General features: G+C 58.3%; 11 protein-coding genes and 2 pseudogenes. 6 read left to right on the forward strand and 7 right to left on the reverse strand.

Annotated elements, in window-relative coordinates; translation table 11 throughout:
* On the reverse strand, positions 1-869 hold an 869-nt coding region (locus AB5Y92_RS19535), incomplete at its 3' end, for an IS5 family transposase (RefSeq protein ID WP_368227418.1).
* 89 nt (positions 870-958) lie between these two features.
* On the opposite strand from AB5Y92_RS19535, the pseudogene AB5Y92_RS19540 reads away from it, so the two are divergent.
* Both AB5Y92_RS19540 and AB5Y92_RS19545 read left to right on the forward strand, forming a co-directional pair.
* Positions 959-1,488: pseudogene (locus AB5Y92_RS19540) on the forward strand (IS3 family transposase); the annotation flags it as partial.
* A 214-nt stretch (positions 1,489-1,702) separates the two neighbouring features.
* The gene (locus AB5Y92_RS19545) at positions 1,703-2,764 is read left to right on the forward strand and encodes an IS110 family transposase (protein ID WP_164537679.1); all 1,062 of its coding nucleotides are present in this window, start codon (positions 1,703-1,705) and stop codon (positions 2,762-2,764) included.
* 117 nt (positions 2,765-2,881) lie between these two features.
* Here AB5Y92_RS19545 and AB5Y92_RS19550 read toward each other — a convergent pair whose 3' ends face one another.
* From AB5Y92_RS19550 to sixA, 3 genes are all read right to left on the reverse strand, one after another.
* Positions 2,882-3,787 carry a DMT family transporter gene (locus AB5Y92_RS19550; protein ID WP_164537680.1) on the reverse strand — a complete coding sequence of 302 codons (906 nt, stop codon included), beginning with the start codon at positions 3,785-3,787 and terminating at the stop codon, positions 2,882-2,884.
* 164 nt (positions 3,788-3,951) lie between these two features.
* The gene (locus AB5Y92_RS19555) at positions 3,952-4,158 is read right to left on the reverse strand and encodes a DUF1107 domain-containing protein (RefSeq protein ID WP_005336998.1); all 207 of its coding nucleotides are present in this window, start codon (positions 4,156-4,158) and stop codon (positions 3,952-3,954) included.
* A gap of 133 nt (positions 4,159-4,291) precedes the next feature.
* On the reverse strand, positions 4,292-4,759 hold the full coding sequence (gene sixA, locus AB5Y92_RS19560; RefSeq protein ID WP_164537681.1) for a phosphohistidine phosphatase SixA: 468 nt from the start codon (positions 4,757-4,759) through the stop codon (positions 4,292-4,294).
* Between the two features lie 162 nt (positions 4,760-4,921).
* Here sixA and AB5Y92_RS19565 point away from each other — a divergent pair, with 162 nt between their 5' ends.
* Entirely contained in the window at positions 4,922-7,708 is a 2,787-nt protein-coding gene (locus AB5Y92_RS19565; protein WP_005351310.1) for an insulinase family protein, read from the forward strand.
* Positions 7,709-8,039: 331 nt separating this feature from the next.
* On the opposite strand, the gene AB5Y92_RS19570 is transcribed toward AB5Y92_RS19565, so the two are convergent.
* Entirely contained in the window at positions 8,040-8,687 is a 648-nt protein-coding gene (locus tag AB5Y92_RS19570; protein ID WP_164537682.1) for a thiopurine S-methyltransferase, read from the reverse strand.
* Positions 8,688-9,006: 319 nt separating this feature from the next.
* Between AB5Y92_RS19570 and AB5Y92_RS19575 the strand changes: the two are divergent.
* The 3 genes and pseudogenes from AB5Y92_RS19575 to AB5Y92_RS19585 all read left to right on the forward strand — a co-directional run.
* A pseudogene (locus tag AB5Y92_RS19575) lies at positions 9,007-9,090 on the forward strand (leucine zipper domain-containing protein); the annotation flags it as partial.
* Between the two features lie 58 nt (positions 9,091-9,148).
* Positions 9,149-9,652: a M48 family metallopeptidase gene (locus tag AB5Y92_RS19580; RefSeq protein ID WP_076495737.1), complete on the forward strand. Its 504-nt coding sequence runs from the start codon at positions 9,149-9,151 to the stop codon at positions 9,650-9,652.
* A 26-nt stretch (positions 9,653-9,678) separates the two neighbouring features.
* On the forward strand, positions 9,679-10,542 hold the full coding sequence (locus tag AB5Y92_RS19585; RefSeq protein ID WP_164537683.1) for a DUF2927 domain-containing protein: 864 nt from the start codon (positions 9,679-9,681) through the stop codon (positions 10,540-10,542).
* A 176-nt stretch (positions 10,543-10,718) separates the two neighbouring features.
* On the opposite strand, the gene AB5Y92_RS19590 is transcribed toward AB5Y92_RS19585, so the two are convergent.
* The gene (locus AB5Y92_RS19590; protein ID WP_005333426.1) at positions 10,719-10,970 is read right to left on the reverse strand and encodes a DinI family protein; all 252 of its coding nucleotides are present in this window, start codon (positions 10,968-10,970) and stop codon (positions 10,719-10,721) included.
* A gap of 74 nt (positions 10,971-11,044) precedes the next feature.
* On the reverse strand, positions 11,045-13,471 hold the full coding sequence (locus tag AB5Y92_RS19595; protein WP_368227424.1) for a DNA polymerase II: 2,427 nt from the start codon (positions 13,469-13,471) through the stop codon (positions 11,045-11,047).
* Positions 13,472-13,495: the final 24 nt, after the last annotated feature.

A 13,495-nucleotide genomic window follows, 5' to 3' on the forward strand; every position in this document is an offset into this window, starting at 1 on the left:
ATGGCGCTAACATACGCCATGACTTCTCCCACTTGGCCGTTGTAGTTACGCAGACTGATTTTCCCCGCCAGCAATTGCTTGAGCCGATACATCGCCGTCTCTGCCAGCGAGCGACGGTGATACCCCGATATCTTCTTCCAGTGCGCCAGCCCTTTCTTGCGCATCACCAGCACGGCCTCATTTCGTGGATGCCCCTTTTTCCATAACCCCGCGCTCTTACGAGGCGGGATACAGGCTGTCGCCCCTTTGCGCGAGATAAGCTGATGGCTGGCTTTGCTATCATAGGCACCATCCGCATAAACATGTCCCAGCTTACGCCGCAGAGGGTTGAGCAAGGTGGGCAACACCTCGGCATCATGGACATTTTCCAGTGAGACTTCCGCCGCCACTATATCGTGGGTCACCGGGTCTACCGCCAGATGCAACTTGCGCCACACTCGCCGCTTCTCCGAACCGTGTTTTCTGACCTTCCACTCGCCTTCCCCAAACACCTTCAGCCCGGTTGAGTCGATAACCAAGTCGGTAATACGTTCCTTTGGGGGCTGTCGATAAGCCACAGTCACCGAGCGTGCTCGCTTGCTGACGCAGCTATAGTCCGGTGCGCACAACGGTACATTCATCAACTCGAACAGGGAGTCTAGTAGTCCCTGAGTGGCCCGCAGAGTGAGGTTGAAAATCCCCTTGAGCATCAGGAAGGTACAGATGGTCTGGTCGGTGTAAAGCTGGCTGCGACCTCGGCGCCCATGATGGTCGTGGTGAAACCAGCTGTTCATAGCTTCGGCATCAACCCAGAAGGTGAGTGAACCACGGTTAATCAAAGACTTGTTGTATGTAGGCCAGTTGGTGATGGGGTGAAGCGACGTGCCCATGATGCAAACTTGAAGAGGATGGTGGTGATCAGATCTCCGAGTCCTCAGTAAGTTCCCTTCAAACTGCATCGATTTAGGCAACAACGCCGGAGCAAGCCCCCATCACCCTGGTCTGCTGCGCTTTCGATGTTCCCACCTGATTATCTGGCCCGTAGGCGGGCGATTAACCGTGAGCGGATACAGCAACGCAGCGAGTTGCGCAGGTTGTTCAAAGAAAGCCGGGCTGGTATCCAAGCAACCGGGCGCTCATCGCTATCAGGTCGCTCGGTCTGAACGACCGGACATTCCCAATCTGCTGGCCCGGGAATTTGATGTCCAGCAACCCAATCAGGTGTGGTGTGGCGATATCACCTACGTCTGGGCAGGTGGTCGTTGGCATTACCTGGCAGCGGTTCTTGACCTGTACACCCGGCGGGTCGTGGGCTGGGCGATGTCTGATAAACCTGATGCAGAGCTGGCCATCAAAGCACTGGAGATGGCCTATCAGCAGCGGGGTTGCCCATCCGGTGTGCTGTTTCACTCCGATCAGGGCTGCCAATATGGCAGCCGGGCATTTCGGCAACGACGGTGGCGCTATCGCATGACCCAGAGCATGAGTCGGCGTGGCAACTGCTGGGATACTCAGTTCATTATGCTCAAGAACATCAGCCCAATCTGACCCGTGCTGGGATTGGCGAACATAATGCCTTTGCGTTGACTTGTCGATTGGATGCTGATGTTCCCTGGCATTGCCGGGCCCAGCGTCAGTGACCTAATAGGAGCCTTGTGCTGCATCTTGCGTGTCCTGTCCTGCGTATGGGGTTGGTAGTGCATATTCCTTGGAGGAATGAGCCATGAACAATTCCAGAAACAAAGCTGAAGTTATCCTTGGTGTAGATACACATCTGGATACCCATGTTGGGGTTTTGCTTAACGCACAAGGACATCTGCTGGGATGCTTGATGGTCACGACCAATATCAGCGGATATGAGAGACTCGTGACTTGGACAAACTCTTTCGGATGCTTGAAGAGAGCAGGCGTTGAAGGCACAGGCACGTACGGTGCTGGCTTGGCCTGTGTACTGCGTAAGCATGGTGTCGAGGTCTTCGAAGTTAATCGTCCTGACCGCTCCAAGCGCAGGCTTCAGGGGAAATCGGATCCTACCGATGCTGAAAATGCTGCGCGATCAGTGCTTTCCGGTAGTGCTACCGCAATAGCAAAGACCCAGTCAGGTGCGGCAGAAATGATGCGTGTGGTATCAGTGGCCAGACGCAGCGCCGTCAAAGCCAAAACGCAGGCAATGAATCAACTAAGAGCGCAGCTTGTCAGTGCCCCACAGGATGTTCGTGAACGGCTCTGGAAGAGCAAACCCGCTGACTGTGCAAAGGGATGTGCACGAGTGAGGTCATTGGGTACCACTGAACTCCTGCATACGTTAACGACTACCCTGTGTCTGCTGGCCAAACGTTGGCTGCTATTGGCAGACAAAGTTGAAAAACTTGATGCCATATTGGATGCCTTGACCCATCAACATGCTCGTCGTCTGCGCGAGCAATTTGGCGTCGGCCCTCAAACCGCAGCGGTGCTGCTTTCAACGGCTGGCGATAACCCGGAACGGTTAAGAAATGAAGCATCGTTTGCGGCACTTTGTGGGGTTAATCCTTTACCCGCATCCTCGGGAAAGACCGTACGACATCGATTAAACCGAGGTGGTAACCGTGCAGTAAACAATGCGTTATGGACGATTGCAATGGTCCGGATGCGGGGAGATCCACAAACCCAATCTTACGTCGCACGACGTAGTGCCCAAGGCTTATCTTCGAAAGAGATCCAGCGTTGTTTGAAGCGCTATATCGTCAGGGAACTCTACCCTTTGCTCTTGGCCGATTTAGCTGACTCAGCGCGAGCTTGTTGACATAGGAGCGTCAACACCCCGATGGAGCGACTGTTCAGGAGCCTGAAGTCAGAGTGGCTCCCGGCGACGGGATACCGCCAGCAAAAGCCGAGATTTGGCCTAACCAAGTATCCGGATTTAGTTAACCACTACAACCCGGCGACGACCCATCACCACCGGACGCACCAGCAGCTGTGCCAGCAAAACCCCCAGCAGGGTCAGACCGCCCCCGATCAGGTGATAGCTGGTCAACCGCTCACCCAACAGGGTGATGGCAAGGCCAGCCGTCATCACCGGCAGCAGGTTCATAAAGATGGCGGTACGGTTGGCACCGAGCAGGGCAATACCCTGCATCCAGAGCCAGGGTGAGAGCGCCGAAGTGGGGATACCGGCATAGAGGATCAGCCACAGGGCCCGGCCATCAGGCCACTGGCCATCCACCAGCAAAAAGAAGGGGGTCAGGATCAGCACACTGCAGAGCACCTGACCGTAGAGCAGCGACCAGTTGTCGAGCCCCAGATCCCACTTCTTGAGCAGCACACTGTAAAGGGCATAAGTACCGGCCGAGATCAGCATATAGACAGAGCCGATATGAATGCCTTGGGTAAACAGCCGGGTCGGATCCCCCTGCCCCAGCAAGATAGACAAGCCAAGGATGGAGAGCAGCGCCCCCAGCACGGCGCCCCAGGTGGGCCGCTCACGCAACAGCCAGATGCTGAACAACACGGTCAGCAGCGGCGTCAGTCCCATCATCAACCCCATCTCGGTGGCTCCCAGGGTTTGCGCCGCGTAGTAACCAAAAGTCTGGTTGAGCACCATGCCCAGCGAGGCCAGCATGGCGATCTGCCAAAAACCGGCACGAATGCGGGCACGCGCACGCCATACCCGACGGGCCAGAAACGGGCTTAATACCAACGCAGCCACCACCCAGCGCGACCAGGCCAAGGCTGCCGGGGACAACACACCAACCGCCAGTTTGCTGACGATGCCATTGCCAGCCCAGATGGCAATGCAGGAGAAGGGAAACAGAAAGGCAAGGGGCATGAGAGGATCCAGACCGAAGAGACAACAGCGGGCCAGTATAGGGGGCGATGGGAGAGAAACAAAGGTGTGGGCCTGAACAGCCACGCGGTGAACGCCAGCCGCCAGAAACAAATATGCCCGCAAAAGTGCGGGCATATCAGTGCAGAAACAGGTTCAGAAGCGCATCACGCGGCATCCATGTGCAGTCTGGAGATCAGCTCGTTGACCTCGGTGACTGTCTGGCGGTGGGGAATATCCGCCGGATTCGGCATCAGCAACAAACCGGATTGAAAATCGAACCGCCCCCGACCATGGATGTAAATCCGACCTTTAAAGAAGGTTTTGACATGCTTTGCCACCATCAGTGGCAGGTACTTCTTGAACACTCTCATCGTTTGCAACCTCTTGCAGTTGTATCCGTATGACAGCAGCTTCTGCGAATTAATTCCGTAAAATATTTATAAAAATCCGGAAAACTCGCCCATCTCTTCCCAAAAAATTCAATCTATAACTTTTTATTAACTTTTAGCCTATTGTATGCGGCCCTTCGAGCCAGAGCAAGGCTCCTTTGCCATCAAGCCACTCGATACAGGCGATCCCCGAGGTGGCAAACATGGGTGCTCCTGCGGCCGGGCAGAGGCTTTGCACCAGATAACCCACCAGCGGCAGATGGCTGACCATCAGGATCTGGTCATGTTGCTGCGCCAAGGTGGTGAGGTAGCTGGCCACGAAAGCGGGATCACCGTAAGGGGTAATGTCGCCACTCTCTTCAACGGCTGCTGCGTCAGGTAATTCACTGCATATGGCTTGCCAGGTCTGGCGTGCCCGCAGATAGTTGCTGTGGATCACCCGATCCAGCGGGCCAATCAGCTGAGGCACCAGCCAGCGGGCCATCTGGATAGACTCTTCAATACCCTGCTCGGTCAATGGACGCTGTTCATCTGTTTTCGCATTCATGCCAGCCTGGCCATGACGCATGATATAGATCTTCATTACAACCTCGCCCAACGGGCCTGTTTTGATAGCCGGGGGATCTTACCCCGCCACGGGTGTGGAAACAATTGCGCTACCTCTCAGAAAAGGGTTTGCCTGACGGGATAGCGGGGTCGATAATCATGTTTAAATTCAAATAAATCCAACGTGAGTCACACGCCAATGAGCCCATATGCCAGTCCCAATGACCATCGGCAATACCATTTTCTGGAGCTGGCCAACCGGCTCAGGGTCTTGTTGATTTGTGATCCCGACACCGACAAATCCGCCGCCTCGCTGGCGGTCAATACCGGCCATTTTGACGATCCCGCCGACCGGCAGGGAATGGCCCATTTTCTGGAGCACATGCTGTTTCTCGGCACCTGCACCTACCCCAAGCCTGGTGAGTACCAACAATTTATGAGCCGTCATGGCGGCAGCAACAACGCCTGGACCGGTACCGAGTTCACCAACTTCTTCTTCGAGATCGACAACGGTTTCTTCGAAGCGGGGCTGGATCGCTTCTCCCAGTTCTTTATCTGCCCCACCTTTGATCCGGAGTGGGTGGACAAGGAGCGCAACGCGGTCGACTCCGAGTATCGCCTCAAGCTGCAGGACGACATGCGCCGCAGCTATCAGGTGCATAAAGAGACAGTCAACCCGGCGCACCCCTTCTCCAAGTTCTCGGTGGGCAACCTCGATACCCTGGCCGATCTGCCGGGACGGGATCTGCGCTCCGACCTTATCCGTTTTTACGAAAGCCACTACAGCGCGGATCGCATGGCACTGGTGATGATCTCGCCGGAATCCATCGATACCCAGTTGCAGTGGTGCTGTCGCTACTTTGCTCCCATTTTGAATCGCAATTTGGGAACCCCGACCCTCACCATGCCGCTCTACCGGCTCGACGATCTCGGCGTGCGCATCCACATCAATCCGGTCAAGGAGACCCGCAAGCTGTCGCTCAGCTTCCCCTTGCCCAATGTGGACGAGTTTTACGACAAAAAGCCCCTCACCTTCCTGAGCCATCTGATTGGCTACGAGGGGGATGGCAGCCTGCTCTCCCTGCTCAAGGCGAAAGGCTGGGTCAACCAGCTCTCGGCGGGCGGTGGCATCAGTGGCGCCAACTTCAAGGATTTTGGCGTCAACTTCGGCCTCACCCCTCTGGGCCTTGAGCATGTGGACGACATCCTCGCCGCCCTGTTTGGCTATCTGAAACTGATCGGCCGCGAAGGGCTGCAGAGCTGGCGCTATGACGAAAAACGGACCGTGCTCGAATCGGCGTTCCGCTTTCAGGAGCGCGGCCGCCCCCTCGATACGGTGTCGGGGTTGGTGCTCAACCTCTTTAGCTACAAACCTGAGGATCTGCTCTACGGCGACTACATGATGCGCGAATATGACGAGGGGCTGATCCGCCGCTTCCTCGCCAAGCTCACCCCGCACAATTTGCGTATCACCATCACTGCGCCGGAAGTGGCGACCGATCGGCTGGCCCGCTGGTATCAGACCCCCTACAGCGTGGCGACCATTACCGAGGCCGAGAAAATTCGCTGGCAGCAGAGCGAGCCGGATCCGGCGCTGGCGCTGCCCAAGCCCAACCCCTTTATCAGCAGCCGGCTCGATCCGCGCACGCCAGAGCTTGCCGCCGACATGCCCGCCTGCCTTATCGATCGCCCCGGTTTTCGCCTCTGGCACCTCCACGAGCACCTGTTCAGCGTGCCCAAGGGCAATCTCTATATCTCCATCGACAGCGAACATGCGGTCAAAAATCCGCGCAATATCGCCATGGCGCGCCTCGCCGTGGAGCTGTTGGCCGACCACCTCAACGCCCTCACCTATCCGGCGGAGCTGGCGGGGCTGGGCTACCAGATCTATGCCCATCAGGGAGGCTTTACCATCAACCTGAGCGGCTTTGCCGACAAGCAGCCGCTGTTGCTCGATATGATCCTCGGCAACCGCACGCTGGGGTATCCGGATCCGGGCCGCTTCGCCGAGATCAAGGAGCAGCTCATCCGCAACTGGGATAACCAGTCCAAGGCGCGCCCCATCTCCCAGCTCTTTAACCAGCTCACCAGTTTGCTGCAACCGAACAACCCGCCGTTCGAGCAGTTGCTGCGCCACCTGCGCACGGTAGAGCTGGAAGAGATGCCCGGCTTCGTGGCCCAGCTGTTTGGCGAGGTGCATGTCGAAGCGCTGGTGCATGGCGACTGGACTGCCGCCGAAGCGCTGGAGCTGGCCGCCCTGATGGAGCGTCACCTGAGCGACATCAATGGCACCAGCAGCAAGCCGAGCGGCGAGACCCGCCGCCCGCTCATCTCCATTCAGGACAGGGGCACCCTTATTCGCGAGCAGGGTTGCGATCACGAAGACTCGGCACTGCTGGTCTACTACCAGTCCCGTACCACCCGTGCGCGGGATCTCGCCTGCTTCACTCTGGCGAACCACATCATGTCCTCTACCTTCTTTCACGAGCTGCGCACCCGCCAGCAACTGGGTTATGTGGTGGGCGCCGGTAACCTGCCCCTCAATCGCCATCCGGGCCTGATCTTCTATATCCAGTCGCCGGTGGCAGGGCCGCAGATCCTGCTCGATGCGGTGGAGGAGTTTATCGACCTCTTCCCGCTCGCCATGCTCGAATTTACCGAGCAGCAGTGGCAAGAGAGCAAGGCGGGGCTGCAAGCCCAGCTGAGCGAGCGGGATGCCAACCTGCGCAGTCGCGGCCAGCGGTTGTGGGTCAGTATTGGCAACAAGGACCTGGGGTTCGATCAGCGGGAGCGGGTCTGCGATGAGGTGGGCAAGTTGAGCCGCGCCGATCTGGTGCGCTTTATCACCCAGCTGCGCTCGCGCACCTCCGATCGGCTGATCCTCTGCAGCTATGGTCAGGGGCACGAACATGACGAGCGGATCACCGGCCAGTTTATCGACGATCCACGGGCATTTCGGCTCAATGCCGCCACCTTCGAGGCCTGATCAGGCCTCGACATCCTCCATTTTTCCTGCCCGCGGCAAATCACAGACAATAAAAAGCCGACCCATCAGGGTCGGCTGGAAAAACCATAACAATTGCGACCAAAGCCGCCAAAAGTGAACATGAGCGTGAAAATCAGACACTGAGTTGCTGATCAGCAAGCGGGAAAGACCCGATACTCGCTTTGCAATGCCAACAGTGATTGAGAAACAGCCTCATATTAGGCACTCCCCCCGTCAGTCACGTTGATCTACGTCAAAGGAGGTAGCGAAGAGCGCATAGCCCGATGATTTGTCGGCGCAGATCACCCTTTGCTCGCCCGTTAGCTGCCCCTTAACCCCGGCGAACCAGCCGGTAGGCTACCTCATCGAAGTAGGAGAGCTGGCCCGACAACACCCGCGGGTGATCCACCTCGGCGGCGCGCCCCAGCACCTCGATACGAAAATCGCGCTCAAACAGGGCTCGCACCTCCATCTCACCCACCGAGAAGGGGGGCTGACTCTGCTGCTCCGGCTGATATTCAAGGGTCACCAGCAGGATCTGGCCGCCGGTCTCGACCAGCGAACTGATCAGGGCTGCATACTGGCGGCGCATCGCGGTCGGCAGGGCGATCAGCGCCGCGCGATCATAGACCAGCCGGTAACGGCGACCCAGACTGGGGGCGGCGAAAAAATCCCCCTGAAAAATGCGCAGGCTGTCCACCTGATGACACTGATAAAGGCCTACTTCGCTCACGGTCGCGGCGAGCTGGTTTTCACTGAAGAACTGGCTGACAGCAAGGCTCGATAGCTCGAAACCGTCGACCGGATGGCCCTGAGCGCTCAGCCAGAGCATGTCGCGGGACTTGCCACACAGGGGAACCAGCACCGGCTCGTCCGCTTGCTGGGCTGACCACCAGGATTGCAGCCAGTGGTTGAAGTCCGCCTGATGAAAGCCAATCCGGTTCTCTTCCCAACGCTGATGCCAAAACGCAGCTTCCATCGTTATTACCCTTCTGTACTAAAGATGCCTCAATATCACAACTTAACCGGCACCGTGCAACCCTCTGCCCTCCCCTTTTTGCCGCGCAGTCTCTGCGTGTTATCGGGCGAATGGCGGGACATCCCCTTGCCGTGCGCCTCGCAGTCGCAATGAGCGCTATTGGCTGCGTTTATAACGTGCAGAGGCACACCAATCCATACGAACGAGTCATGCTGAATCGCCCCCAGTTCCCTAGATCTGACCTCTCTGTAGGTTATTCACTCTGGGCATTCCCGGAGAATTGGAGGCGCCAACCAAACTAATCACCCGAGGTACCCCAGTGAACAGCTATAAAAATGACCGATTAACCGCCTTCGGTCGACAGCTTCTTGTCTCGAGTATCCTTGAGCAGGGCCTGAGCGTTTGAAGAGCCCGCCCGAGATAACTACAATGACGCTCTTTTTGATGTAACGAGTGACACCATGGCGGAACTGACTTATCTGGGCGGCTATCCCGACCCTCTCAAAGCACAGGTACAGCAGCTGATTGCGGCGGGCAAGCTGGGGGAGATGCTGGCCAAACGCTATCCGGAGAGCCACCAGATCCAGAGTGACAAGGCGCTGCTCGCCTACACCATGGAGCTGAAGAACCGCTACCTCAAGAGCTCGGCGCCCCTGTCAAAGGTGGTGTTCGATGGCAAGATCAACGTGATCAAGGATGCCCTCGGCCTGCACACCTACGTCAGCCGGGTGCAGGGCAGCAAGCTCAAGGCCAAGAACGAGATCCGCATCGCCGCCCTGTTCAAGGAGGCGCCGCCCCCGTTCCTGAAAATGATCGTGGTGCACGAGCTGGCACATATCAAAGAGAAGGATCACAACAAGAGCTTCTACCAGCTCTGCCAGCACATAGAGCCCGACTATCATCAACTGGAGTTTGATCTCAGGCTCTGGCTCACCTGGCGTGATATCGACAAGGCCAACCGCTAGGCTGACAACCGTTTCAGGGAGGAAACATGTCATTTGCCGCAACCCCCTTTGGTGCCACCCGCTTTATTGCCACTTTGGTAATGGCCAGCTTGGGCCGCACTGACTATCCCCGCGTCACGTCACGCGGGCTGCTGGCGCTGCTGCTTCTGCTAGCAGGCCACAGCGCCCGTGCCGATGAGCGCTGGCAGAGCGACAGCTATCTCACAGAGAGCTTTATGGCCATCGCCATGGAGCGGGAGTATGGCCAAGCCAAGCAGACCCGTTTTGCCCGCTGGCAGCAGCCGATCCGGCTGCAACTTATCAACGAGTCGGGTGACAAGCCGCTGCAGGCCGACGTGGTGAAGGTACAGGCAACCCATCTGGCCCGTATCACCGGCCACCCCATCAGCATGGTGGCCGCAAAGCCCAACCTGACCCTGATCATGACCGACTACAGCAAGATGAAGAGCTGGGCAAACCGCACCATGGGAGGCGATCCATCAGTCAAGATGGCGCTCAAGGAGGGGCTCTGCCTTGCCAACGTCGCAACCAATGCGAAACACGAGATAAGCCGTGCCACCATCATCATTCCGGTAGACTACAGCCGAGCCAAGGGGCGCTTTCTCGACTGTGTGGTGGAGGAGTTCACCCAGGTGATGGGGCTGCCCAACGATTCAGACAAGGTGTTTCCCTCCATCTTCAATGACAACAGCATCGACAGCTTTTTGACCGGGCTCGACTATGTGCTGCTCAAGATGGCCTATCACCCGGCCCTCAAAGCCGGAATGAGCAGTGCAGAGATCCGCGCCGCACTGCCTATCGCACTGGCCGATCTGCGTGCCAAAGGGGAGATCCGCGAAGCCAATCGCAGGGTGCAGCAACAGAGCCTGAAAAGCTGGGCGGGGTTGTAATGGGCCTGGCTCAACCCAAAGCTAGAAAAACCACCGCGAGCCTCTCACCACCAACAAAAAACGCAGCCACCTGGCTGCGTTTTTGTTGTCCGGGGATCGGCGAATCATTCGCGGGCATGCCCGTTTATCAGCAACCCATTTATCCAACGCCCGAGTTATCCACTGACCGTGTGGGATCAGGAGGCGACGTTCTCTTCCGGCATCCAGCTCTCGGCGTTCTCCCACACCTCCTGCACCATGGCTTCGGCCAGCTCTTTGTCTTCCTTGCTGGCACGGCTGACGGTCAGAGCCATGGCACTGCCCGGCGCGACCCGCACATGGATGTCGGGGAATTTTTCGCCAAGCTGCTTGAGCAGCTCCTGACGCAGCGCCTCCATGGTCGAGGTCGGGATCTGATGTTTTCTGTCGATGATGATTTCAAGACGCATAGGAAACTTCTCCATGATTTATAACTGTATTTTTATACAGTATTTATGGGAAGTAAAGTGCCATCTTGCACCAATCAGAAAAGATCCAGCTGCTGACCACAGATCCGGTCGAACGACTCGCCGATAAAGGGCAGGATGGCATCGGCAATGGGCCGCAACTGCTTGTCGATATAGTGTTCGTAATCGATGGCGCTGCGCCGGTACTCCAGCGGCTCTGGGCCATTGAGAGTCATCAGATAGGCGATGGCGCCCCGATGCTGATAGCGCTGGGGCAGGCCGCGGCGCAGGTTCTCCTCATCGGCCAGCCGCGCCGCCCGCACATGGGGCGGCACATTCTTCTGATACTCTTCGAGCTTCTGGCGCAGCCGTTTGCGGTAGATAAGCAGATCGTCGTGACGACCGGCGCGGGTCTCATCCACCATGGTGCGCACATAGCCGCTGGGATCTTCATCGTGAAACACCAGCTCATAGAGGCGGGTCTGAAACTGCTTGGCCAGCATGGTCCAGTCGGTGCGCACCGATTCGAGCCCCTTGAATACCAGCTGTTCACTCCCCTCACTGGCCTTGCCAACCAGCCCCGCATAGCGCTTCTTGCTCCCCTTCTCCAGCCCGCGGATGGTGGGCATCAGAAAGCGGCGATAGTGGGTCTCGTACTGGATCTCCAGATAGCTCGGCAGATCGAACTCGCGCCTGATCAGTGCAGCCCAGTTATCGTTGATCATCTTCGCCAGCCGCTGGCCAATCTCGTCCGCCTCATCGGGGCTGGTCTCGCGCCCCAGATGGACAAAGGTGGAATCGGTGTCACCATAGATCACCTCGAACCCCTTCGCCTCAATCCACTCGCGGGTCTGCTGCATGATGCTGTGGCCACGCAGGGTAATGGACGAGGCTAGGCGCGGATCATAGAAACGGCAGCCCCCCGAACCCAGCACGCCGTAGAAGGAGTTCATGATGATCTTGATGGCCTGGGAGAGTGCCTTGTTGCTGGCAGCCTTGGCTCTGTCCCTCGCCGCCCATAGGGTGGCGATGAGATCCGGCAAGAAATGCCGCTCGCGGGAGAACATGGCGCCGCGAAAGCCCGGAATGGCGTGCTCGGGATGCTGCAGCCCTTCGATAAGTCCCATGGGGTCGATGCAAAAGGTGCGGATGATGCTGGGGTAGAGGCTCTTGAAATCGAGCACCAGCACGTGGCGATAGAGACCGGGTTTGGAGTCCATCACATAACCGCCGGGGCTTGCGAGCCCCCCGTCGGCCGGCAGATTGGGGGCCACGTAACCGCCACGATGGAGCCGCGGCAGATAGAGGTTGGTAAAGGCCGCCACCGAGCCCCCTACCCTGTCCAGCTCAAGACCGGTGAGGGAAGCGCGCTCGATGGCAAACGGGATGAGGTGGCAGTAATCGAAGATCTCCCACACCAGCTTGCAATCTTCCAGGTTGTAGCGGGCGAGCGCCTCCTTGTCGGAGTGGAACAGCTCGGTGATCTTCTCCCCCCGATTGGCCACGTCCTCGATATCCTTGCCACGGCCAAGCAGTTCGCTCGCCACCGCATCCAGGCTGTAGCTGGCAAACTGCCAGGTGGCGCTTTTGAGGGTATCGATGCCATCGAGCACCATGCGTCCGGGGATAATGACGTTACCGGTCTGGGGATCACCCCGTGACGAGCGCCAGAAGCAGAGCTCACGACCCCGCCCGAGCCGCAGCCGCCGCTTGTTAAGCTCGGCGCGGCGTAGCAGCAGGCGAAAGTCAAAGTTGACCACGTTCCAGCCGATGACCAGATCGGGGTCATGCAGGCTGAACCAGCTCTCCAGCGCACTCAGCAGGGCGCTCTCGTCCTCTACCCACTGGACCTGAGTGCCCCAGCTCTCGGCATCCGCTTCCGGGGTGCCGATCATGATGACCCGTGCATCCTCTTCGCTGTAGAGCCCCACCGAGAAGAGGGCCCCGTCCATGGCGCACTCCACGTCGAGGGACACCCAGGAGAGGGTCGGCGTCACCGCCTGCGGCGCGCAGCGTGCCTCGTTGACCTCCCAGTAGCCCTGTTTACCACCCTTCTTCACCGCCCGGCCATCGAAACGCACACCAGCGGTGATGAAGCGCTCCATCAGGAAGCGCTCCGGCAGCCGGATATCTGCCTCGAAGTGCTCCAGCCCGCGGATCAGCAGCAGCTCGATGGCACGGTGAAAGGCGCTCAGGGTGGCGAAATAGCAGCCCACCACGGGGCGACCATCGAAGGTGTGCATTGGCAGGCGGCGAAACCGCCCGCTCACCCCGGCCCCTTTGAACAGCTCGGCGGCTTCTGCCATATGGCTCTGCGGCAAAAAGAACACCGGCTCCTGCCCCGGCACCACCACCCGCACCGGCCCCTGCGCGCTCCAGAGCCACATCACGATTTCGGTGGTGGCAGGCTGCCCGTTGCGGCCGCGCACATCCCGACCGTGGCGGGTCAGGATAAAACCGTCGAGGGGCGGAGTGGCGGGTACGGTGGGCTGGGTTGCAGTCATGAAGCGTAAAGGGGCTGTCCGAGA

This window comes from Aeromonas sp. R1-1, assembly GCF_040908495.1.
Classification (GTDB): domain Bacteria; phylum Pseudomonadota; class Gammaproteobacteria; order Enterobacterales; family Aeromonadaceae; genus Aeromonas; species Aeromonas veronii.

Coding starts and splice junctions, on each gene's coding strand:
- AB5Y92_RS19545 (WP_164537679.1), top strand. CDS start 1,703: ATGAACAATTCCAGAAACAAAGCTGAAGTTATCCTTGGTGTAGATACA.
- AB5Y92_RS19550 (WP_164537680.1), bottom strand. CDS start 3,787: ATGCCCCTTGCCTTTCTGTTTCCCTTCTCCTGCATTGCCATCTGGGCT.
- AB5Y92_RS19555 (WP_005336998.1), bottom strand. CDS start 4,158: ATGAGAGTGTTCAAGAAGTACCTGCCACTGATGGTGGCAAAGCATGTC.
- sixA (WP_164537681.1), bottom strand. CDS start 4,759: ATGAAGATCTATATCATGCGTCATGGCCAGGCTGGCATGAATGCGAAA.
- AB5Y92_RS19565 (WP_005351310.1), top strand. CDS start 4,922: ATGAGCCCATATGCCAGTCCCAATGACCATCGGCAATACCATTTTCTG.
- AB5Y92_RS19570 (WP_164537682.1), bottom strand. CDS start 8,687: ATGGAAGCTGCGTTTTGGCATCAGCGTTGGGAAGAGAACCGGATTGGC.
- AB5Y92_RS19580 (WP_076495737.1), top strand. CDS start 9,149: ATGGCGGAACTGACTTATCTGGGCGGCTATCCCGACCCTCTCAAAGCA.
- AB5Y92_RS19585 (WP_164537683.1), top strand. CDS start 9,679: ATGTCATTTGCCGCAACCCCCTTTGGTGCCACCCGCTTTATTGCCACT.
- AB5Y92_RS19590 (WP_005333426.1), bottom strand. CDS start 10,970: ATGCGTCTTGAAATCATCATCGACAGAAAACATCAGATCCCGACCTCG.
- AB5Y92_RS19595 (WP_368227424.1), bottom strand. CDS start 13,471: ATGACTGCAACCCAGCCCACCGTACCCGCCACTCCGCCCCTCGACGGT.